The sequence below is a fragment of the Acinetobacter sp. ANC_7553 genome, assembly GCF_056779895.1.
The window spans coordinates 1-18,697 of the sequence record NZ_JBWYIV010000022.1 but is presented as its reverse complement, the minus strand read 5'-3'; the positions used below and the strand labels follow the sequence as shown (position 1 = coordinate 18,697).

The window sequence follows — 18,697 nt, the reverse complement described above, 5'->3', positions numbered from 1 at the left end:
TGCCGATGAATTGTTTGAGTGGAATTAAGGCATTGGTCGAGAGACAGATGAGTTCTGCTTGCACGCCTTCGTTAAGGACATGGCTGCCATCGATGCGTTGGAGGAAGACTTGGCTATTCAGTTGTGAATGACTGAATTGGATGTGGAGGGCTCTGTTTTGGGCGGTTAGGCCGAGCTGTTCCAATGCCGAAAAGATGTTGGCAAGCATGGTTATTATCTGTCTTTTATAATTTAATAAGGCTAAAGAATTTCTTAATATTTAATCAAAAAAAATACGATTTACCTAGTCTTGGTTACATAAATGAACTTTAAAAAATGTAAAAAAATCGGCAATAAATTGCCGATTTTTATTTCTTATTAAGATGAGATTTATTCTGTTAGCATTAAATCTGCACTCATACCAACCGTATTGTAACCAGCATCTACATATAAAATCTCGCCAGTAATACCATTTGCCCATGGTGAACATAAGAATAATGCCGCATTACCTACATCTTCAATCGTGACATTACGTTTTAAAGGTGCAACCTTTTCATTCAGATCAAGCATCTTACGGAAAGACTTAATACCTGAAGCCGCAAGCGTACGAATTGGACCAGCTGAAATCGCATTTACACGAATTCCTTCAGCACCCAAACTTGAAGCCAAGTAACGAACGCCAGCCTCTAAAGATGCTTTCGCCAATCCCATAACATTATAGTTTGGCATCACACGCTCTGAACCTTGATAAGTGAGTGTGAGCAAACAGCCCTGACGAGCAGTTAAAAGTGGTTTTGCCGCACGAGCCATGGCAATAAAGCTATAGGCACTGATGTCATGCGCGATTTTAAAACCTTCACGATCAGTAACTTCAGTAAAATCACCATCTAAAGTATGTGCTGGTGCAAAACCAATTGAATGCACTACGCCATCCAAACCATCCCAATGTTTTGCTAATTCAGCAAATGCCTGTTCGATTTCAGCATCAACAGCAACATCACATGGAAAAACTAGTTTTGAACCAAACTGTTCAGCAAAGTCATCAACACGCTTCTTCATTTTTTCATTAGGATAGGTAAATGCCAATTCTGCACCTTCACGGTGTAGAGCTTCTGCAACACCGAATGCAATCGACAATTTACTCGCAACACCCGCGATTAAAAAACGTTTACCTGCTAATAGTCCTTGTGCCATGTGACTCTCACTCAAATTAATTTTCATGCATGATGCCAAGTCTAGAGCATTTACGAAATTGCATAATGCATCTTTTTTCAAAAAATTGTTAAACCGAATTAGACGCTAAAAAAAGATCAGACATCAGTCTGATCTTTTTACACGCCTTAGCTGAACTGCATTAGTCATTACTAGACAGTAGACCAATTAAACGCAAAAAAGAGAAATACATCCAAACTAAAGTGGCTAACAAGGCAATACCGCATAACCATTCCATCGCTTTAGGCGCGTATTGAGCTGCGGCATTTTCAATCAAGTCGAAATCTAAAATTAGATTTAATGATGCAATAATGGCCACAAAAGCTGCAAATCCTAAACCTAGCCAATTATTATCAAATATATATGGAATGCTCGAACCAAAAGCTAGACTCATAATAAATTGGAGAACAAATACAATCGCAATCGCAATGGTGGCTGACAACACAACCGCTTTAAATTTCTCAGTCGCACGAATAATTTGAAAACGATAAAGCGTGAACATCACCAAAGTCGTGACAAATGTTGCGAGCAAAGCCTTTAAAGGAACACCAGGATATTTCAGTTGAAATATGACTGAAATCCCCCCTAAAAATGCACCTTGAAATAAAGCATATGGAATAGCCAAAGTTCGAGCAGTATTCGGCTTAAAAGTAGTAATGAGTGCCAGAATGAATCCACCAATCGCCCCCACCATCGCACTAGCATAGGCGAGTGATACATTTAAAGTCATAAAACTATAAATAAACAGCGCGATACCCACCGCTGCCGAAATCACAGTTAATACAACAGATTTCTGAATCGCGCCTTGAATGGTCATGGGTTGTTGATAATTGGATACAGTCTCTACACGGGTTAAAATCGGATTACTACTTTGCATAACTTAGTCTCTGTTATCATTCTTAAATTTTCACTATTCTGAGATCTATCAGCATAAAAGTCAGTTTATTTTTTGCTATCAACTTTTAAACATTTTAATTAATACTTTGTTCTTTCGATCATTTATAAAATCTATAAAAAAAGAGGCCTCAGCCCCTTTTCTAAAAATGCAACTGATCTCTTTAATTATTTGAGATGAAAAAATATTGACGGTAATACTTCAATTCAGCAATTGAGTCACGAATATCATCCATCGCAAGATGAGAAGCATTTTTCTTTAAACCACTCATAATTTCTGGGCGCCAGCGTTTTGCTAACTCTTTAACAGAAGACACATCCAAATTACGGTAATGGAAGAACTGCTCAAGCTCTGGCATTAAACGATGTAAGAAACGGCGATCTTGGCAAATTGAGTTTCCACACATTGGAGATGATTTTGGATTGACCCATTTTTTTAAGAATTCAAGTGTTTGTTGCTCAGCATCTTGCGCAGTTAGCTTACTACGGCGTACGCGTTCAATAAGTCCAGATTGCCCGTGCTGACGTGTATTCCATTCATCCATCGCATTTAAAATAATATCTGACTGATGTACAGCTAACACTGGGCCTTCAGCAAGAATATTTAAATGATCATCCGTAATAATCGTTGCAATTTCAATAATTTGATCGTTGTCTGTATCTAACCCTGTCATTTCAAGGTCGATCCAAATTAAGCGGGTATCTGGGGTGCTGCTCATAAAGTGCAATCTTATTGGGCTAAATTAAAGATGGATAGTAGCAAATTATTCCGATCTTGGCTGTAAATCCATGGCTCATCATGCTATTTTTGCCATCTAAATTTCAAGGTTTTTTTAGGTTATGAATGGCTTTAATTCGTAAGCGTCGTTTGACAGAGCAACAACAACGTCGTATTCAGAAACAACATCAAACACGTCAAGAAGAAATCGACACGTCTCACGACTTAGAAGGCTTAGTCGTCCAACACTATGGTCGACAACTCGAAGTACAAGCCCTCTCCTTGCCTGATCAACATCCAATAAAACCAGATACCAAAGAAGGTGAGCCAGAACCTTTTTGGAAACCTATTGAGCTGAATAGCGTTTGGCGTTGTCATACCCGTACCAATTTAGAATTATTGGTTACAGGTGATCGCGTAAAATGGCAAGCAGATCCAAATACTGGCTTAGGCATTATCACAGCGATTCAACCGCGACAATCCTTGTTGACTCGCCCAGATCGTTATCACAAAGTAAAACCAGTAGCTGCAAATATCAGCCTGATCGTCATTGTGATTGCACCGTTACCAGAACCTGCACCAACCCTAATCGATCGTTATTTGGTTGCATGTGAAGATGCCAATATTCCAGCTTTATTAGTATTAAACAAATGTGATTTACTGAAAGAAAATGATCCAATTTTGCTGTTAGCAGAAGAATATCGTCAACTTGGTTATGATTTCATCCTGACCCAATCCAATGGTAATTTAGATGGGTTGATTCAACGTATTGACAACCAAACTGTTGCATTTGTAGGTCAATCAGGTGTTGGGAAAAGTACACTTATTAATGCCATCATTCCTGATGCTGATCAAAAAACCAATGTCATTTCAGAAAACTCCGCACTCGGTCAACATACTACGACCTCAACACGTTTAATTCGTTTTGGTGAAAATGGTGCTTTAATCGATTCCCCAGGTATTCGTGAATTTGGCTTATGGCATTTAGATCATGAGAAAATCGATGGTGGCTTTCCTGAAATTTCTGCACTCTTAGGACATTGTCAGTATCGCAATTGCACCCATACGCACGAAAAGCAATGTGCGCTTAAAGAAGGTGTCAAAAATGGTGATATTTTACAAAGACGTTTAGAAAGTTATCTACGTCTAATTGATGAGATTACTGAGGCGCAACAAAAAAATTAGTTTTCTTTAAGTGCACCCTTGAAGCGGTGATTTTGATCACCATATATATACGTTATACTCAACGCAGTTTTTAATTAGTCATTAGGTGATTTGTGGAACGTTGGTTCGAATTTATGGGGAATCACCCCTTTTTATTTGCAATTTTAGGGGCCCTTATTGTTTTGTTTTTCGTTTTTGAAGGACAACGTAGTGGTCGTAAAATTTCGCCACAATCGCTCGGAATTTTAGTGAAAGCTAAAAATGCGATGCTGATTGATTTGCGCGATGCTAAAGATTTCCGTGAAGGTCATATTAGCGGTAGTCGTAATATTCCATATAGTCAAATTGCTGCAAATGTTGAAGAATTAAAAGCTGCGGACCGTCCATTGGTATTCATTTGTAATTTAGGCCAAGTTGCAGGCTCTGCTCTACAACAAGTCGGTCATGCAGATAGTTATCGTTTAGACGGTGGTATCAGCAACTGGAAAGCTCAAGGCTTACCTTTAGTAAAAAGCAAAAAAGCTTAAGGAGTTTGTAAAATGACAGCTCAAGTGACTGTATATTCAACAACGATGTGTCCTTATTGCGTACGTGCAAAGCAACTCCTTGAACGTAAAGGCATTGAGTACAAAGAAATTAATTTATCAAAAGAAGCACCTGAGGTTCGTGTTGAGTTAATGCAAAAAACCAACCACCGCACAGTGCCACAAATTTTCATTAAAGATCAATTCATCGGTGGTTTCGACCAACTTTATGCTTTAGAGCGTGAAGGTAAACTAGACGAATTATTGGCATAATCACTAAATCTAAGGAATTAAGAATGAGTGAAGAACAACAAGTTCAACCACAATTAGCATTAGAACGTATTTATACAAAAGACATTTCTTTTGAAGTTCCTGGTGCTGCGGTTTTTACAAAAGAATGGCAACCTGAGTTAAACATCAATCTTTCTTCATCAGCTGAAAAAGTAGATCCAACTCATTTTGAAGTTTCTTTAAAAGTGGTTGTACAAGCTGCGAATGCAGGTGAAACTGCATTTATCGTAGACGTAACACAATCAGGAATTTTCTTGATTGATGGCGTTGAAGATGAACGTCTTCCGTACATTCTTGGTGCTTATTGCCCTAATATTTTGTTCCCATTCCTTCGTGAAGCGGTGAACGATCTTGTAACTAAAGGTAGCTTCCCTCAATTACTTCTTACACCGATTAACTTCGATGCTGAGTTTGAGGCAAACATGCAACGCGCTCAAGCTGCCGCTGCTGAAGGTCAAGCTTAATCGTCTGATTAAGTTTACCCTTATAAAAAAGACCGCATTTGCGGTCTTTTTTATATCCTACATTTAAACAGGTCGTTTTTCTTGATGTAATGCATCATGAATAGCTTCAACTAATTGCTGTGCAATTTCTTGCTTTGAAGCTTTTTCAAGATCACGTTTTTCCATTTCATATTGTTCAGCAAAAAACACGGTCATCGCATTTTCATCTGAAGCAAAACCAATATCCGCTCTTGAAACATCATTGCATGCGATCATATCTAGTTTCTTAGCCACCAATTTACCTGCGGCATATTCTTCGACATTACGCGTTTCAGCTGCAAAACCGACCATAAATGGACGTTTGTCTTGCAAAGCTATCGTCGCCACGATATCAGGATTTTTAACAAGAGAGACAGCTAACTCATCACCAGCTTTTTTGATTTTATGTTCCGCAACTTCTGCAACACGATAATCCGCTACGGCAGCTGTCGCAATAAATACATCACATCCTGTTTCCAACTGATTCATACTTAAGTCAAGCATCTGTCTCGCTGAAGATACATTTAAACGCTTCACCCCATTCGGTGTATCTAAACTGACAGGACCCGCGATCAGTGTCACCTCAGCACCTGCTGAATAACATGCAGCAGCAATAGCAAACCCCATTTTTCCAGTGCTGTGGTTTGAAATATAACGCACTGGATCAATTGCCTCTCGAGTTGGACCTGCGGTAATCGTCACTTTTTTACCCGCCAGCAAGCCAAATTTTTCTGCAATTGCACGCTGCGCTTTATGGAAATATTCTCGTACCTGTTCAGCTAAATCTTCAGGCTCAGGCATACGTCCTAATCCAACATCGCCACACGCTTGAGAACCCGCCTCAGGCATAATGACATGCACACCATCATCGACCAAAGTACTCAAATTGCGCTGTGTTGCTTTAGCCGCCCACATTTGTTGATTCATGGCAGGCGCGATCCAAACAGGTGCTTTTGTTGCCAAATAGAGTGTACTGAGTAAATCATCCGCTAGTCCGCAAGCAAATTTAGCAATACTGTCACAACTGGCAGGAGCGACAAGCACCAAATCCGCCCATCGTGCTAATTCGATATGCCCCATTCCAGCTTCAGCTTCTGTATTTAGAAGTTCAGTATGCACTGGATTACCCGACAATGCTTGAAAGGTAAGCGGCGTAATAAAAGCTTGGGCACCTTGAGTCATTACAACTCGGACATTAAATCCGTAATCTTTAAGTCGGCGTACTAAGATGGCACTTTTATAAGCAGCGATACCACCAGTAACAGCAAGAATAATATTTTTATTGGAGAACACACTAAGATCAAAACTCAAGATCACGTCACCTTTTTATTGCAGTGGCGCTCACAATAGCATTAAATATTCTGCCACCCAAGATATACCTTGGTGAATATTCAAAAGTTAAAATAATTTAAAACAGTGAATAATAATGAATAATTCGATCAAACAATGGCCCGAACAAGAACGACCGAGAGAAAGATTACTCCGCCAAGGTGCTCATAGCCTCTCTGATGCAGAACTGCTCGCCATCTTTTTAAGATCAGGATCTCAACAACACTCTGCAGTCGAATTAGCAAGATTGATGTTGCAACATTTTGGAAGCTTAAATGCAGTGTTTGATGCATCGATAGACGAAATTCGCATGTTCCATGGCATGGGAGACACTAAATACTCTCAATTGATGGCTGTAAAAGAGCTTGGACGGCGTTACTTGCAACATCAATTGAACCAACAAATTGATTTAAGTCGCTCTGATTTAATTCAAGATTATCTTCGTTATGAACTTATTGGCGAATCTCAAGAGATTTTCGCGGTACTCTGTTTAGATGCAAGGCTCAGAAAAATTAATTTTAAAAAATTATTCTTTGGTTCTACTAACCACTGTGCAGTTTCAATTAATCAGTTTATTCGACATATCATCCACACTCAGGCGAGTGCTGTGATTATTGCACATAATCATCCTTTAGGAATTCCTCAGCCCTCAATTGACGATATCAATTTGACGAAATCTTTAAGTAGAGCTTGTAATTTAATTGAGGTTAAATTACTCGATCATGTCATCATTTCCACCGAAGGCAGCTACTCTTTTATGGAGCACCAACTGATCCGAGAATAAGTCTATAAATTACAGAATAAAATTGCTCGAAGTTTCCATTTTTTATCATTGACAATACTCGCTGAACTAGTGAAGATCATAGAAAAATGAAAGATTGATTTACATGATTGTTCGTGATCAAACCGATACGCTAAAACTATTATTTTCATGGCGTGGAACCATCTTACCGAAGGTATTACCTCCACTTGGAATCGTTATGCTGATTTCAGCAATCGTGGGGGGAATTGAATATATAAATCTCTATAGATTCCCTGAAATTCCTTTGGTTGGGTTTACACTGATCGGAGTAGTATTGTCGATTTTTTTAGGTTTCAAAAATTCGGCGTGTTATGACCGTTGGTGGGAAGCGCGTAAATTATGGGGGAGCTTAATCGCCAATGCTCGACATTTCGATCGAGATTGCCGGATCTTGCCGCAAGGTCGTCGTGAACGTGTAATTCAGCATATGATTGTTTTTGCTAACGTACTGCGTGACCGTCTTCGTCATCAAACAGTCAGTCCCGATGCTTTGCATCAAACCAGTGGCATGAGCCCACAAGCTTTAACTCAGCTTTACCAGCAAGCCAATGCACCACAATACACATTAAGTTTGATTCAATGGGAGTTGATGCAGTCACTGAAAGAAGGCGAAATTTCAGACATTATTTATACACAAATGAACCAACATGTAACTGAATTAAGTTTGGTTCAAACAGGCTGTGATCGTATTGCTACAACTCCTTTACCTTATGCTTATTCAGTACTCTTAAACCGTACCGTTTATTTTTTCTGTTTTATGCTTCCATTTAGTTTAGGCTCGGTGCTCGGTTTGGCGACGCCACTTTTAGTCGGTATTTTAGCATATACGTTTTTGGGGCTTGATGCGCTCAGCTCTGAAATAGAAGAGCCTTTTGGTACGCAAAGTAATGATCTTCCACTCGATGCCATGGTTCGTACAATCGAGATTGAACTACTCGGGACTTTAGGAAAACCAACTCCTCCACCAATCCAAGCTCAAGATCACAACTTACTTTGATTCATGACAACTTAATGTCTTATCAACGCCTAAAATTCTCTTATCCGTTGTTATAAGAGAATTTCTATACAATAAAACTTTCCCAGATGCCAACCTGCCCCTCTTTCACTTGAGGGATATTCCCCAATTTTATCCATGGCATATTATCTCCATGAAAATCACTTCCAACTGATACTTTAAGCCCAAATTCGGCAATCATTCGGTCTACCATTTGTCGCGTCGAGGTAGGCTCAATCGCAGGTGGCAACTCAACTGCGTCGCCTCCGTAACGTGCAAATATTTCAATTAAATAACGAATGTTGGTCGCAGATAAATCATAACGGGTAGGATGTGCCAAAACAGCAAACCCTTGAGCCTCATGAATTACACGTATTGTTTCCTCCAGACCAAGTCCTTCAAACTGAACATAAGCTTTTTTACCTTCTTTGATATATTTGTCAAAAGCTTGTTGCGGACGTGAAACATAACCCTTCTCGACCAGCGTCTTCGCAATATGGGTTCGTGTCACACGATCAGGTATACCCTCGACCTTCGCAACCACATCCGCGTAAATATCCTCTCCAACAAGAGGCTTCAACAATTCACAGATGAGTTGAGCACGTTCAGCTCGAATCATCTTTTGTTGTTCTAGTAGCTTATGCAAAGGATCAGGTGATTGCATATTCAGTGCGACCACATGCACACCATAACTTTTTTTGGTCGAAGGTCTAGACCACTGACTTGAAATTTCCACACCTGAAATAATTTGAATTGGTTGATTTTTTGCAACTTTTTCAGCCAAAACCAAACCATCCATGCTATCGTGGTCAGTCAGTGCAAGGGTATGTATCCCTTTTTCGAGCGCAGCTTGAACCAGTAACTCTGGCGACAAAGTTCCATCAGAAATATTACTATGTGTGTGTAAATCTACGCCTTGCATCTTTTATACTAATCCATCCACCTGAACTGCATAGATACTTTAACATGAAAGCACTTTTAGACTTTGTGCCACTCATAATTTTCTTTTGGCTTTACAAAACTGTCGATCCCAAAGATAACAATCACCCTTTACTGCAATGGATCGGCTCTGCAGGTGGCGTCGATAATAACCATATTCTCGTTGCTACAACGGGCTTAATCATTTCTATGCTCGTGGTCTACGGCGCATTATTTGTCCGCCAAAAATTTCATCTCGATAAACAACAATGGATTGTTTTATTTATGACGGTGATTTTTGGTGGGATTACTCTCATGTTGAGTGATGATTTTTATATTCGTCTCAAAGCAGCGATCTTGAATTTTGTATTTGCTGGTGCTTTCTTAATTTCACCTTATTTTGGTAAAGACCGCAAACCTCTCATTCAACGCTTATTTGGTCCTATTTTAAATTTAACACCGCAGGGATGGAAAAATTTAAACTATGCTTGGGCCGCGATGTTTGTTGGTATGGCATCATTGCATATTTTCTTTGCTTTCGTGTTCATGGATGGAAAATATTGGGGTGAATTTACTGCTTTTGGTGACATGATTGTGATGTTTTCATTTATCATTATTCAATTCATCATTTTACGAAAACACTTTAAATCTGCAGAAGAATAATCGTGTTGAAAGAGGATATAGAGATTTCGCCATGCCCTTATTTGTAGTGACGTGTACCGACCAAGAAGGTACTGTTGAAAAACGCTTAGCAACACGCCCACAACACCTTGCACGCCTTGAAAAACTGGCTGAGGAAGGTCGCGTAATCGTCGCTGGCGCGATGCCAAAAGATCGTAATAACCCACAAGCTGGATTTTATGGCAGCACCCTTATTTTAGATTTTGAAAGCCGTGAAGCGTTAGATGAATGGTTAGCAGATGAGCCTTTTTTAAAAGAAGGTATTTATGCCAGCATTGACGTAAAACCTTTTAATAAAGCATTACCACATGAATAAGATGATGAATTTGACACGCTCTGCTCTTTTCATCAGTTTTGCATTGGTATCTTCAGCTTGGGCTGAACCCGCAGCAACTACTGCTGCACCAGCGAATCCAGCTGCACAGTCTCAGCCAGCAACAGCTACGCCTGCAAAGCCACTTACAGCTGAACAAATTGCACGAAATAAAGCGCTTCAAGAGGCAAAAGTAAAGGCTTTAGTCAAAGACCAAGCAACACGTCTCCAACAGCTTGAAAAAGCAAACCTAGAAGCTTTAGCACAGAATCAAGAATTACAACTAAAAAATGATAATTTAGGTGTACAAATTCAGGTGCTTCAAAGTGAACGTAGTGCTCAAATGTTTTTGTACGGTGCAGCAACAATGGCTGTCGGTATTTTTGTCGGCTTTATTATTGCCAGTTACATCTATACAAAACGACGTCGTCAGTGGTAAACCACTGACACGCTTTTCAAAGGTTTCAAATTTTGACTCAGGCCATTCAAACTGCTGATCTCGATTGGCAACTCGTTGATGGAATTGATATTCCAGTTTCTAAAGTTTTCGGTGATGTTTATTTTTCAAAAGCCAATGGCCTTCTTGAAACGCGTCATGTCTTTATCAATGGTAATGATCTACATGAACGCCTATCGGACTTAAAACCATTTGAACATTTCACAGTCGGAGAAACTGGCTTCGGCACGGGTTTAAATATCCTCACCCTTTGGCAACTTTGGCAATCAATTCGTCCAAATAATCATAGTCAACTGCATGTCATTACGGTAGAAAAATTTCCATTGAGCAAGACTGATCTGATCCGAGCTTTAAATGCTTGGCCTGAACTGAAACATTTATCAGATCAACTCATTGCCCAATATCCACTGCCAATTGCAGGATGCCACCGCCTTCATTTTCCAGATGAGCGTTTTAGTATTGATATTTGGTTAGGTGATGCACATGATGTTTTTCCAGTCATTGCCAAAACTAGCACTGTCAATGCATGGTTTTTAGATGGATTCGCTCCTGCCTGCAATCCTGATATGTGGGAAGAACAAGTTCTGAATCAAATTATTCGACTATCGGATATTGGAACCACTTTTGCCTCTTTCAGTGTTGCTGGCATCCTCAAAAGAGGATTAAAAAAACATGGCGTGAAAATTACACGCCCCAAAGGTTTCGGACACAAACGTGAAATGCTAAAGGGAGTTTTACTGCCTTTAGACGAAGAGGCTGAAAAAAGTGAGCTCTCTCCCGAAGATTACCAATACAAACCACACTCAAGTTCTCAACGCTGTATAGGCATTGTAGGCGCTGGAATTGCGGGTTTAAGTTGTGCCTATGCCTTTGCATTAAGAGGTCACCGCGTCCGCCTATTTGACCACCATGAGCCATTAAGTGGCGCATCAGGAAATCCTCTGGCTTTATTGAATCCCAAACTCTGTCCTATTGAACAAAGTGCCGATCATTTAATGACATTAGCATGGCAACATGCGATGAACCATTATTCAAAATTTGAAGCCTTTGACGCCGCGCAAGTCCATCAAATCCCTCTTAAACACGCTGATGAACTTCTCGATCTTGCAAATCAATATCCAGAAAACATACTCGAAGCAAATTCTGCCGCTGAAAACAGCCTGTTCAACCAAGCATTCCTCACCCTGAAACAGGCTGGAACAATCAGACCGCATGATTTGGCTAAAGAAATATTATCGAATGAACTGATCGAATTTCAGCAAGCGACAATCAAATCGTGGCATCTACTTGCCAATCATCAAGTCGGTATAACAGATCATGTTGGACAACAATATCAATTTGACCATGTGATTATTTGTTGTGCCCGTGAAAGTATGAATCTCTTTGATGACTTTCCTATTTTAAAACCGATACGTGGTCAAGTTAGCTGGTTTAATCATGTTTCATCTTCACAGTTCAAGAAACATGAAGCATATAGCTATGGTGGCTACTGTATGCCTTTAAATGATCATCAAATCATTTTAGGTGCTTCTTTTTACCCTAATCGAGATGATCAAGATGTTCTTGAGGAAGATCATGAACATAACTTCAGGTTACTTGCAGATCTCGCACCAGATATTGCGTCACAATTTCCTGACCATCATTCTTGGCATGGTAGAGCTTCTGTTCGTGCACAAAGTCAGGATTATTTTCCGCTTCTAGGTCAGGTTGAATCTGATACTGAGATTTATACACTCTCAGGTTTGGGCTCTAAAGGCTTTTTATTTGCTCCTTTGTGTGCTGAAATTCTAGTGGCTCAAATCTTAAAAACAGCATGCCCTGTATCTGAAACTTTACTCAATAAACTCAATGTTCATCGATTTAGAAAGAAAGTAAGAATAAAGAAGCCATATTTTCAGGCTAAAACTCAATCATCATGATTTATTGAAACTAAAAAAGCGCCATAAGGCGCTTTTTTTCAACCATGATTAACCTTGCTCTAAAGGTAATCCTGCCTCACGAGCAGCACGAGTACCACCCATTAAGACCACATATTCACGTGAACTATCAAAGCCCTCTAATAGTTCTGCAGCACGTGGTGCTTTACTTCCGCCGCCACATAAAATGTAAATCGGTTGATCCGCTGCAACTTGAGTCAGGCTATCTGCTGAAAGTGTGGAAATCGGTTGGTTCACCGCTCCTTTCACATGTGCTTCAGCATAAGCACTTGTATCACGTACATCCCAGATAATCGCGTCAGCTGGGAACTCAAATGTTGTAATTTCTTGTTTACGGATCATTGCGCACTCCTTTGATGTAAACAACACTTGGCAAATGAAGAAAACATCCCTAGCATCTCAGATATTCTTTCTATTTGTAAAGGTCTAAACTATGCCATCTTTCGATATTGTTTCAGAATTAGAGATTTTTGAAGTAAATCATGCAGTTCAAAACACACAAAAGGAAATCGGAACGCGTTTCGACTTCCGTGGTCAAGACGTTTCGATCGAATTAAACGAAAAAAATAAAGAAATTAAGATCTCGACTGAAAGTGACTTCCAATGTGAGCAAGTTTACAACATGCTGGAAAATCACTTTTATAAACGCAAGGTCGACGTTCAAGCACTAGATCCGCAAAAAATGACAGCATCTGGCAAAAATGTCATTCAAGTGATTAAACTTAAAGACGGTCTTGACTCTGATACAGCAAAAAAAATTAATAAAGCCATTAAAGAAAGTGGTATCAAAGTGCAATCTTCTATTCAGGGCGATAAAATCCGAGTCACTGACAAGAAGCGCGATACTTTACAACAAGTTATGGCGTTCTTAAAAGAACAACAATTCGGTATCCCACTTCAATTTAACAACTTCAAAGACTAATCTCTTTGCTCCATCATAGGAACTGATCATGGCAAAAGGCAATCGTTTATCTAAGTTAGTAAAAGCGACATCTAAGTTTCCACAAGGTATCCGTAGTACTTTATGGAGCAAAGCTTTTGGCCGTGTCGTTCCAATGGTGGGAACTGCCAAATTACGTTATCTTGAAGTTAGTCATGCTAAAGTTGTCGTTAAAATCGAAAACCATAAAGCAATGCAAAATCATATTGGTCAAGTGCATGCATGCGCAATGGCGCTGATCGCTGAAACAGCTACAGGCTTTGTTACCGGCATGAATGTACCCGATACCTCAATTGTATTAATAAAAAGTTTAAAAGTAGATTTCAAACGCCCATCTAAAGGTGCGATGACCGCAGTCGCTACATTGACTGATGATCAACAAAAACAGATGCAAGAGTCTGAAAAAGGTGAGACCCTTGTCAAAGTGATCGTGACAGATGAATCTGGCGAAGAGCCAATTCAATGTGAAATGCTCTGGGCTTGGATTGCAAAATCTCAACTTAAGCAATAAAGCTCATGATCATATTGATCCTAAAAAAGTTTCCCTAATAAAAAATCCCAACGATGTTGGGATTTTTTGTGATTAGATGCTTAGAGATTCTTGAAACTTTTGTTTAACATCATCTGGAATCTGGCGTTTTGCCCCTTTCACATCCACCGCAACAAAAGTGAAAACACCTTCTGTCACTCTTTTCGCTGGACGTGAAGAGTCGTGACTATCCCATACTTCAATTTGCATTTGAATTGAGGTATTTCCGAGCTTTAAAATTTTAGTATAACAACTAATGACATCACCCACCTTAACAGGCACAAGGAATGTCATTTGATTAATTGCAATGGTTGCACAGCGACCTTTTGTATAACGCTCTGCATGAATAGCTCCAGCCAAATCCATTTGTGAAACAATCCAACCACCAAAAACATCCCCACTCCAGTTGGTATCTGCAGGCATAGCAATGGTTTGAAGGGATAATGTACCTTCTGGCTTAAGTTGAGAATCTGACACAGTCACTCCAAATATTGGCCTATTGGTTAAGCATTTAATTGCTGATTTAACCAATCTCGTAATTGATTTGCACGTAATGCACCACTTATTCTAGCAATTTCATTCGTTTTATTCATCAATACCAACGTTGGAATACTACGAACATTAAAGGCAGCACTTAAGCGCGGATTCGCTTCAGTATCTATCTTCGCAAAAACCACATGCGGATTTGATTTGGCTACTTCAGCAAAATGCGGTGCCATCATTTTACAAGGCCCGCACCATTCTGCCCAAAGATCAATCAATACTGGTAAATCACTGTTGGTAATAAAGTTACTAAAGTTTTGCTCATTCAGCTCAATAGGGGCAAGCGGAATCAAATGCTCATGACATTGACCACAATTCGGCTGAGATTGGATTTTATCTTCAGGTACACGATTTTTTGCGCCACAAGATGGACAAACAACAATCATGAGTTTACTCCTCTATTTTGATCTAAGAATTCTAATTGAAGCTTGATTGCGCTTTCCATCCAATTTGCTTGATAAATATCAAAATGTGTCATATTCCACTCATGGTATTCCACATAAGGTGCCATATTGGTTGCAGTTTCACGACTAATCTCTATGGGAATAACTGCATCTTTCTTGGCAGCTATAAATAACACAGGAATTTTAATACTTCTTGCCGTAGTAATCGGTCGAAATCGTATGACGTCTAACATAGCTCTTGCAGGCACCTCACCGCTCCAATAATAGTTTGAATCAACGATCGACATATACCCTTGATAACTATCCTGACTCGGGTAAAAACTTAATGCATAAGGATGAACGACAGGCATTGTTTTTCCAACACGTCCTACTTTGGCTGCCATTAAATCCTGACTCGATAACTTTAAAGCCTGCGCCATATGTTGAATTGGATAAATTTTACTGCTGGCATTTCCGTCCACAAAGGGTACTTGCGCTATTGCAGCCCGAATCCCATTTAACTCAGATGCAAGTTTTAGAACATATCCGCCACTCAGACCCGTTCCCCATAAGAAAAGGTGGTGTCCATCAACCAAAGGGAATAATTTGATATGCGCAATCACAGCATACCAATCTTCTAGCTGCTGACGGATAGAGACCATTTCTCGTGGTTTACCCGTACTTCCTCCCCAACAACGATAGTCAAAGAGTACAACTGCAAAACCTGATTGAGCAAAACGTTGCGCATATTGGATTAATTTGAATTGACGTAATCCTGCAAAACCATGCGCCATAATAAGCACAGGAGGTCTTTTAACTTTGACAGGCAAATAAAGGTCAGCAGCGATCAACTCATTTGCTTTTTGTACGTACAGCGGCTCTACGGTGTAATCGTACATAGGTGCTCCATGCATGTATTCATACGATTTTTATTTTAAATTTTTTGTGTCGATCAAAGCTCATATCTGAGCGAGATGCTATGATAGTAGCATAGTCTTTTAATTTATTTTGGGAGTGACGCAATGAGTGAAAATGTAGGTTTTGCTGGTCAAATTGGGCCAGAACATTTAGTTCAAGTTGTTGAAAAAGGATTTAAATCTGTGATTAATAATCGCCCCGATATGGAAGGCGGACCAGAACAGCCAACAAGTGCCCAAATTGAAGAAGCTGCACGCGCTCAAGGCTTAGATTATGTATATCAACCTGTAGTTGCTGGTCAAATTACTGAGCTTGATGTTCGTACTTTTGCAAATCATTTCAATGAGCTACCAAAACCAGTATTAATGTTCTGTCGTACGGGAAATCGCTCTAACAATCTCTACCAATTAGCAAAACAAATGGATTTGCTTGATGACTAAGATGTGGTTTAGATTCATCCTTTCCACCTTCATTTTTAGTATCGTAACGCTAAGTCATTCAGCATCAGAACCGCTCAGTAAAGCACTTAATCCATCTGTGAGTGTATCGGGTCATATGACGTCTACAAAATTCAATGCCTTAATGCAGCAGGGATTTAAGTCTGTGATCGTTAACCGTCCTGATCAAGAATCAGGTAACGAAACAACTGCAAGTGAATTAAGAGCTTTAGCCGAAAAGTCTAAAATCAGTTTGATTTACCAACCTGTTATTTCAGGTCAAATAACAGATGCAGATGTTCATGAGTTTGCGAAGTATTACAATAGTCTACCTAAACCTATACTTTTAGTATGTAAGTCAGGTAGTCGTTCTACGTTACTATTTAATAAAGCAAATTCATTAGGACTTATTCATGAATAAAATTTGTATTGCATTATGTTGTTCGTTTCTTTTACTCGGTTGCACATCGATGAATGTAAAACCAACTGTTGGTGTGCATGCAGGTACATCATTATAAGATAAATGTATCTTATTCATTTTAAAGGCGCACAAGCGCCTTTTTCTTTCATCTTATTTCAATAACAACCATGAAAATACTTAGTTTTAAATAATACAAATTTTCAATAATGTAGATATCACCAAAAGTTAAAGGTTTAAGTGTAATAAATTGAAAAAAAAACTTCTTCATCGAAGGTTTTTTTATATAGTGAATTCAAATCATTCTTAGTCAATACAATATGTACGATATCATTATTATTGGAGCTGGTACTGCTGGTATTTCAGCTTATAAAGAAGCCATTAAAACTACACAAAATATACTTATTGTGAACGACGGTCCGTGGGATACCACTTGTGCTCGAGTAGGTTGTATGCCGAGTAAAGTTCTAATTTCATCAGCTAATCTTGCGTATAATGCGAGAACTTCAGAACAACTTGGGCTAAAAATTTCTTCTCAAATTGACACTAAAGATGTTATGCAACATTTACAGCAATTACGTGATCGATTTACAAAAGCAACACTGAAGGACGTTAATTCATGGCCTACAGCGCACAAAATTTCAGGTCGTGCAACATTTGTAAATGCAAACACAATCAATGTTAATAATAAGAAATACCAAGCTAAATCGTTCATTATCGCTGTTGGTTCAAGACCAACAGTAAATCAAGATTGGCAACAAAAACTTGGTCATTTATATTTAACTTCTGATCAAGTCTTTGAAATACCTACTTTACCAAAAAGTTTAGCTGTAATTGGAAGCGGTGTCATTGCAATCGAACTTGCACAAGCCATGCAGCGTCTAGGTGTGGAAACTACAGTTTTTGCTCGCAGTAAAAAAATTGGTTCATTGACTAGCCTAGACTTACAAACGCTTGCTCAAGAAATATTCTCAAAAGAATTAAATATCAAATATGAGATTTTACCCGAGCAGGTTGAGAAATTAGGCGAAGATAAGGTTCAAATTAACTTTATCGAAAATGGTAGCAATCAATCTATAGAAGTTGATTACCTATTATCTGCGACTGGTCGTACTACGAATTTAGATACGTTAAATATTCAGCATATAAATGATGAATTCATTGATCTAAAGAAATTACCTGTTGATCCAACCACTAAACAGCTTGGTGACTACCCCATTTACATCGTAGGTGATGCTTTTACTGCAACGCCTATCCAGCATGAAGCATCTTATGAAGGTAAATTGGCGGTTCATAATTGCCTCGATCAACATCAATCGAGTCATAAAAAAAGTCTTACCCCATTGGGTATTATGTTTAGCTCACCAGAAATGGCAGGGATCGGCTCCAATTATCACACACTGCGTAAAGCCAATCATGAGTTTGTTACAGGTATCGTATCCTACGAAAAGCAAGGACGAGCGATTGTCAATGGACAAAATATTGGGGCTGTAGAGGTTTACGTCGATCGACACTCACGTAAACTTCTCGGAGCAGAATTTCTTTGTTATTCAGCAGAACATTTAGCACATTTGCTCGCTTGGGCTATCTCCAGTGATCTTACTGTTGATGAAATTCTAGATCACCCTTTCTACCATCCAACGCTAGAGGAAGGCCTAAGAACTGCGTTAAAACACGCTCGACGACAACTTTAATCTACTATTTGATACAAGGCCCTCTAATGAGGGCTTTTATTTTTATATCTTTATTTCAATTTTTTGATATAAAAAAACACCCCCTTCTATTGAAGGGGGTGTTTAGAATAATGAGCTGGCGATGACTTACTCTCACATGG

At 39.2% G+C, this 18,697-nt stretch carries 25 protein-coding genes; 15 read left to right on the top strand and 10 right to left on the bottom strand.

Features of this window, described 5'->3' with window-relative positions; translation table 11 throughout:
• From AC1M9I_RS14075 to orn, 4 genes are all read right to left on the bottom strand, one after another.
• On the bottom strand, positions 1–208 hold a 208-nt coding region (locus tag AC1M9I_RS14075), incomplete at its 3' end, for a hypothetical protein (RefSeq protein ID WP_481611170.1).
• Positions 209–369: 161 nt separating this feature from the next.
• Positions 370–1,173 carry an enoyl-ACP reductase FabI gene (locus AC1M9I_RS14070; protein ID WP_092768909.1) on the bottom strand — a complete coding sequence of 268 codons (804 nt, stop codon included), beginning with the start codon at positions 1,171–1,173 and terminating at the stop codon, positions 370–372.
• Between the two features lie 160 nt (positions 1,174–1,333).
• Positions 1,334–2,068, bottom strand: coding sequence for a Bax inhibitor-1/YccA family protein (locus tag AC1M9I_RS14065; RefSeq protein WP_481587139.1), 735 nt, complete (start codon positions 2,066–2,068; stop codon positions 1,334–1,336).
• Positions 2,069–2,249: 181 nt separating this feature from the next.
• Entirely contained in the window at positions 2,250–2,804 is a 555-nt protein-coding gene (gene orn / locus AC1M9I_RS14060; protein ID WP_035270788.1) for an oligoribonuclease, read from the bottom strand.
• Between the two features lie 125 nt (positions 2,805–2,929).
• On the opposite strand from orn, the gene rsgA reads away from it, so the two are divergent.
• The 4 genes from rsgA to secB all read left to right on the top strand — a co-directional run bounded on the left by rsgA (position 2,930) and on the right by secB (position 5,246).
• Positions 2,930–3,988, top strand: a complete 1,059-nt coding sequence (gene rsgA, locus AC1M9I_RS14055) for a ribosome small subunit-dependent GTPase A (RefSeq protein ID WP_481594082.1) — start codon at positions 2,930–2,932, stop codon at positions 3,986–3,988.
• Positions 3,989–4,080: 92 nt separating this feature from the next.
• Positions 4,081–4,494: a rhodanese-like domain-containing protein gene (locus tag AC1M9I_RS14050; RefSeq protein WP_481594083.1), complete on the top strand. Its 414-nt coding sequence runs from the start codon at positions 4,081–4,083 to the stop codon at positions 4,492–4,494.
• Positions 4,495–4,506: 12 nt separating this feature from the next.
• Complete coding sequence (grxC, locus tag AC1M9I_RS14045; protein ID WP_035270794.1) at positions 4,507–4,764, top strand: glutaredoxin 3; 258 nt, start codon at positions 4,507–4,509, stop codon at positions 4,762–4,764.
• 23 nt (positions 4,765–4,787) lie between these two features.
• On the top strand, positions 4,788–5,246 hold the full coding sequence (gene secB, locus AC1M9I_RS14040) for a protein-export chaperone SecB (protein ID WP_035270796.1): 459 nt from the start codon (positions 4,788–4,790) through the stop codon (positions 5,244–5,246).
• A 63-nt stretch (positions 5,247–5,309) separates the two neighbouring features.
• Here secB and coaBC read toward each other — a convergent pair whose 3' ends face one another.
• Positions 5,310–6,575 (bottom strand): bifunctional phosphopantothenoylcysteine decarboxylase/phosphopantothenate--cysteine ligase CoaBC, encoded by a 1,266-nt coding sequence (gene coaBC, locus AC1M9I_RS14035; protein WP_481594084.1) that lies wholly within the window; start codon positions 6,573–6,575, stop codon positions 5,310–5,312.
• A gap of 115 nt (positions 6,576–6,690) precedes the next feature.
• Between coaBC and radC the strand changes: the two genes are divergently transcribed.
• Together radC and AC1M9I_RS14025 are read left to right on the top strand one after the other, a co-directional pair.
• Positions 6,691–7,377, top strand: a complete 687-nt coding sequence (radC, locus tag AC1M9I_RS14030; protein ID WP_035269684.1) for a RadC family protein — start codon at positions 6,691–6,693, stop codon at positions 7,375–7,377.
• Positions 7,378–7,480: 103 nt separating this feature from the next.
• Positions 7,481–8,392, top strand: a complete 912-nt coding sequence (locus tag AC1M9I_RS14025) for a bestrophin family protein (protein ID WP_035269686.1) — start codon at positions 7,481–7,483, stop codon at positions 8,390–8,392.
• A 64-nt stretch (positions 8,393–8,456) separates the two neighbouring features.
• Here the strand turns inward: AC1M9I_RS14025 and AC1M9I_RS14020 are convergent, their stop codons facing one another.
• Positions 8,457–9,311 (bottom strand): PHP domain-containing protein, encoded by an 855-nt coding sequence (locus AC1M9I_RS14020; RefSeq protein ID WP_481594085.1) that lies wholly within the window; start codon positions 9,309–9,311, stop codon positions 8,457–8,459.
• Between the two features lie 44 nt (positions 9,312–9,355).
• Here AC1M9I_RS14020 and AC1M9I_RS14015 point away from each other — a divergent pair, with 44 nt between their 5' ends.
• From AC1M9I_RS14015 to mnmC, 4 genes are read left to right on the top strand one after another with little or no spacing between them, the layout of a single operon-like run.
• Positions 9,356–9,970 (top strand): inner membrane-spanning protein YciB, encoded by a 615-nt coding sequence (locus AC1M9I_RS14015; protein ID WP_035269690.1) that lies wholly within the window; start codon positions 9,356–9,358, stop codon positions 9,968–9,970.
• Positions 9,971–10,001: 31 nt separating this feature from the next.
• Positions 10,002–10,304, top strand: coding sequence for a YciI family protein (locus tag AC1M9I_RS14010; RefSeq protein WP_035269693.1), 303 nt, complete (start codon positions 10,002–10,004; stop codon positions 10,302–10,304).
• Position 10,305: 1 nt separating this feature from the next.
• Entirely contained in the window at positions 10,306–10,740 is a 435-nt protein-coding gene (locus AC1M9I_RS14005; protein ID WP_092768912.1) for an SH3 domain-containing protein, read from the top strand.
• A 32-nt stretch (positions 10,741–10,772) separates the two neighbouring features.
• Positions 10,773–12,677 (top strand): bifunctional tRNA (5-methylaminomethyl-2-thiouridine)(34)-methyltransferase MnmC2/FAD-dependent 5-carboxymethylaminomethyl-2-thiouridine(34) oxidoreductase MnmC1, encoded by a 1,905-nt coding sequence (gene mnmC, locus AC1M9I_RS14000; protein ID WP_481611169.1) that lies wholly within the window; start codon positions 10,773–10,775, stop codon positions 12,675–12,677.
• Positions 12,678–12,725: 48 nt separating this feature from the next.
• Here the strand turns inward: mnmC and AC1M9I_RS13995 are convergent, their stop codons facing one another.
• On the bottom strand, positions 12,726–13,037 hold the full coding sequence (locus tag AC1M9I_RS13995; RefSeq protein WP_180000521.1) for a rhodanese-like domain-containing protein: 312 nt from the start codon (positions 13,035–13,037) through the stop codon (positions 12,726–12,728).
• A 91-nt stretch (positions 13,038–13,128) separates the two neighbouring features.
• Between AC1M9I_RS13995 and AC1M9I_RS13990 the strand changes: the two genes are divergently transcribed.
• Together AC1M9I_RS13990 and AC1M9I_RS13985 are read left to right on the top strand one after the other, a co-directional pair.
• A complete protein-coding gene (locus AC1M9I_RS13990) occupies positions 13,129–13,617 on the top strand; it encodes a YajQ family cyclic di-GMP-binding protein (RefSeq protein WP_035269703.1) in 489 nt (162 codons plus the stop codon).
• A gap of 28 nt (positions 13,618–13,645) precedes the next feature.
• Complete coding sequence (locus AC1M9I_RS13985; RefSeq protein ID WP_035269707.1) at positions 13,646–14,146, top strand: DUF4442 domain-containing protein; 501 nt, start codon at positions 13,646–13,648, stop codon at positions 14,144–14,146.
• A 72-nt stretch (positions 14,147–14,218) separates the two neighbouring features.
• On the opposite strand, the gene AC1M9I_RS13980 is transcribed toward AC1M9I_RS13985, so the two are convergent.
• The 3 genes from AC1M9I_RS13980 to AC1M9I_RS13970 all read right to left on the bottom strand — a co-directional run bounded on the left by AC1M9I_RS13980 (position 14,219) and on the right by AC1M9I_RS13970 (position 15,989).
• A complete protein-coding gene (locus AC1M9I_RS13980; protein WP_218945426.1) occupies positions 14,219–14,587 on the bottom strand; it encodes an acyl-CoA thioesterase in 369 nt (122 codons plus the stop codon).
• 80 nt (positions 14,588–14,667) lie between these two features.
• Entirely contained in the window at positions 14,668–15,093 is a 426-nt protein-coding gene (gene trxC, locus AC1M9I_RS13975) for a thioredoxin TrxC (RefSeq protein ID WP_481589621.1), read from the bottom strand.
• Positions 15,090–15,989, bottom strand: a complete 900-nt coding sequence (locus AC1M9I_RS13970) for an alpha/beta hydrolase (protein WP_092768900.1) — start codon at positions 15,987–15,989, stop codon at positions 15,090–15,092. The genes trxC and AC1M9I_RS13970 overlap by 4 nt, the downstream gene beginning before the upstream one ends.
• 123 nt (positions 15,990–16,112) lie before the next feature.
• Between AC1M9I_RS13970 and AC1M9I_RS13965 the strand changes: the two genes are divergently transcribed.
• The 3 genes from AC1M9I_RS13965 (at position 16,113) to AC1M9I_RS13955 (ending at position 18,557) form a co-directional block, all read left to right on the top strand.
• A complete protein-coding gene (locus tag AC1M9I_RS13965) occupies positions 16,113–16,448 on the top strand; it encodes a protein tyrosine phosphatase family protein (protein WP_035269714.1) in 336 nt (111 codons plus the stop codon).
• Complete coding sequence (locus AC1M9I_RS13960; protein ID WP_092768903.1) at positions 16,441–16,866, top strand: protein tyrosine phosphatase family protein; 426 nt, start codon at positions 16,441–16,443, stop codon at positions 16,864–16,866. Before AC1M9I_RS13965 ends, AC1M9I_RS13960 begins: the two co-directional genes overlap by 8 nt.
• A gap of 317 nt (positions 16,867–17,183) precedes the next feature.
• Positions 17,184–18,557, top strand: coding sequence for a dihydrolipoyl dehydrogenase (locus tag AC1M9I_RS13955; protein WP_481595197.1), 1,374 nt, complete (start codon positions 17,184–17,186; stop codon positions 18,555–18,557).
• The last annotated feature ends 140 nt before the right edge of the window (positions 18,558–18,697 follow it).

Bases quoted from the DNA above. Each gene is read 5' to 3' on its own strand.
- AC1M9I_RS14070 (WP_092768909.1), bottom strand. From the start codon at position 1,173: ATGGCACAAGGACTATTAGCAGGTAAACGTTTTTTAATCGCGGGTGTT.
- AC1M9I_RS14065 (WP_481587139.1), bottom strand. From the start codon at position 2,068: ATGCAAAGTAGTAATCCGATTTTAACCCGTGTAGAGACTGTATCCAAT.
- orn (WP_035270788.1), bottom strand. From the start codon at position 2,804: ATGAGCAGCACCCCAGATACCCGCTTAATTTGGATCGACCTTGAAATG.
- rsgA (WP_481594082.1), top strand. From the start codon at position 2,930: ATGGCTTTAATTCGTAAGCGTCGTTTGACAGAGCAACAACAACGTCGT.
- grxC (WP_035270794.1), top strand. From the start codon at position 4,507: ATGACAGCTCAAGTGACTGTATATTCAACAACGATGTGTCCTTATTGC.
- secB (WP_035270796.1), top strand. From the start codon at position 4,788: ATGAGTGAAGAACAACAAGTTCAACCACAATTAGCATTAGAACGTATT.
- radC (WP_035269684.1), top strand. From the start codon at position 6,691: ATGAATAATTCGATCAAACAATGGCCCGAACAAGAACGACCGAGAGAA.
- AC1M9I_RS14025 (WP_035269686.1), top strand. From the start codon at position 7,481: ATGATTGTTCGTGATCAAACCGATACGCTAAAACTATTATTTTCATGG.
- AC1M9I_RS14020 (WP_481594085.1), bottom strand. From the start codon at position 9,311: ATGCAAGGCGTAGATTTACACACACATAGTAATATTTCTGATGGAACT.
- AC1M9I_RS14015 (WP_035269690.1), top strand. From the start codon at position 9,356: ATGAAAGCACTTTTAGACTTTGTGCCACTCATAATTTTCTTTTGGCTT.
- AC1M9I_RS14010 (WP_035269693.1), top strand. From the start codon at position 10,002: ATGCCCTTATTTGTAGTGACGTGTACCGACCAAGAAGGTACTGTTGAA.
- AC1M9I_RS14005 (WP_092768912.1), top strand. From the start codon at position 10,306: ATGATGAATTTGACACGCTCTGCTCTTTTCATCAGTTTTGCATTGGTA.
- AC1M9I_RS13995 (WP_180000521.1), bottom strand. From the start codon at position 13,037: ATGATCCGTAAACAAGAAATTACAACATTTGAGTTCCCAGCTGACGCG.
- AC1M9I_RS13990 (WP_035269703.1), top strand. From the start codon at position 13,129: ATGCCATCTTTCGATATTGTTTCAGAATTAGAGATTTTTGAAGTAAAT.
- AC1M9I_RS13985 (WP_035269707.1), top strand. From the start codon at position 13,646: ATGGCAAAAGGCAATCGTTTATCTAAGTTAGTAAAAGCGACATCTAAG.
- AC1M9I_RS13980 (WP_218945426.1), bottom strand. From the start codon at position 14,587: ATGCCTGCAGATACCAACTGGAGTGGGGATGTTTTTGGTGGTTGGATT.
- trxC (WP_481589621.1), bottom strand. From the start codon at position 15,093: ATGATTGTTGTTTGTCCATCTTGTGGCGCAAAAAATCGTGTACCTGAA.
- AC1M9I_RS13970 (WP_092768900.1), bottom strand. From the start codon at position 15,989: ATGTACGATTACACCGTAGAGCCGCTGTACGTACAAAAAGCAAATGAG.
- AC1M9I_RS13965 (WP_035269714.1), top strand. From the start codon at position 16,113: ATGAGTGAAAATGTAGGTTTTGCTGGTCAAATTGGGCCAGAACATTTA.
- AC1M9I_RS13960 (WP_092768903.1), top strand. From the start codon at position 16,441: ATGACTAAGATGTGGTTTAGATTCATCCTTTCCACCTTCATTTTTAGT.
- AC1M9I_RS13955 (WP_481595197.1), top strand. From the start codon at position 17,184: ATGTACGATATCATTATTATTGGAGCTGGTACTGCTGGTATTTCAGCT.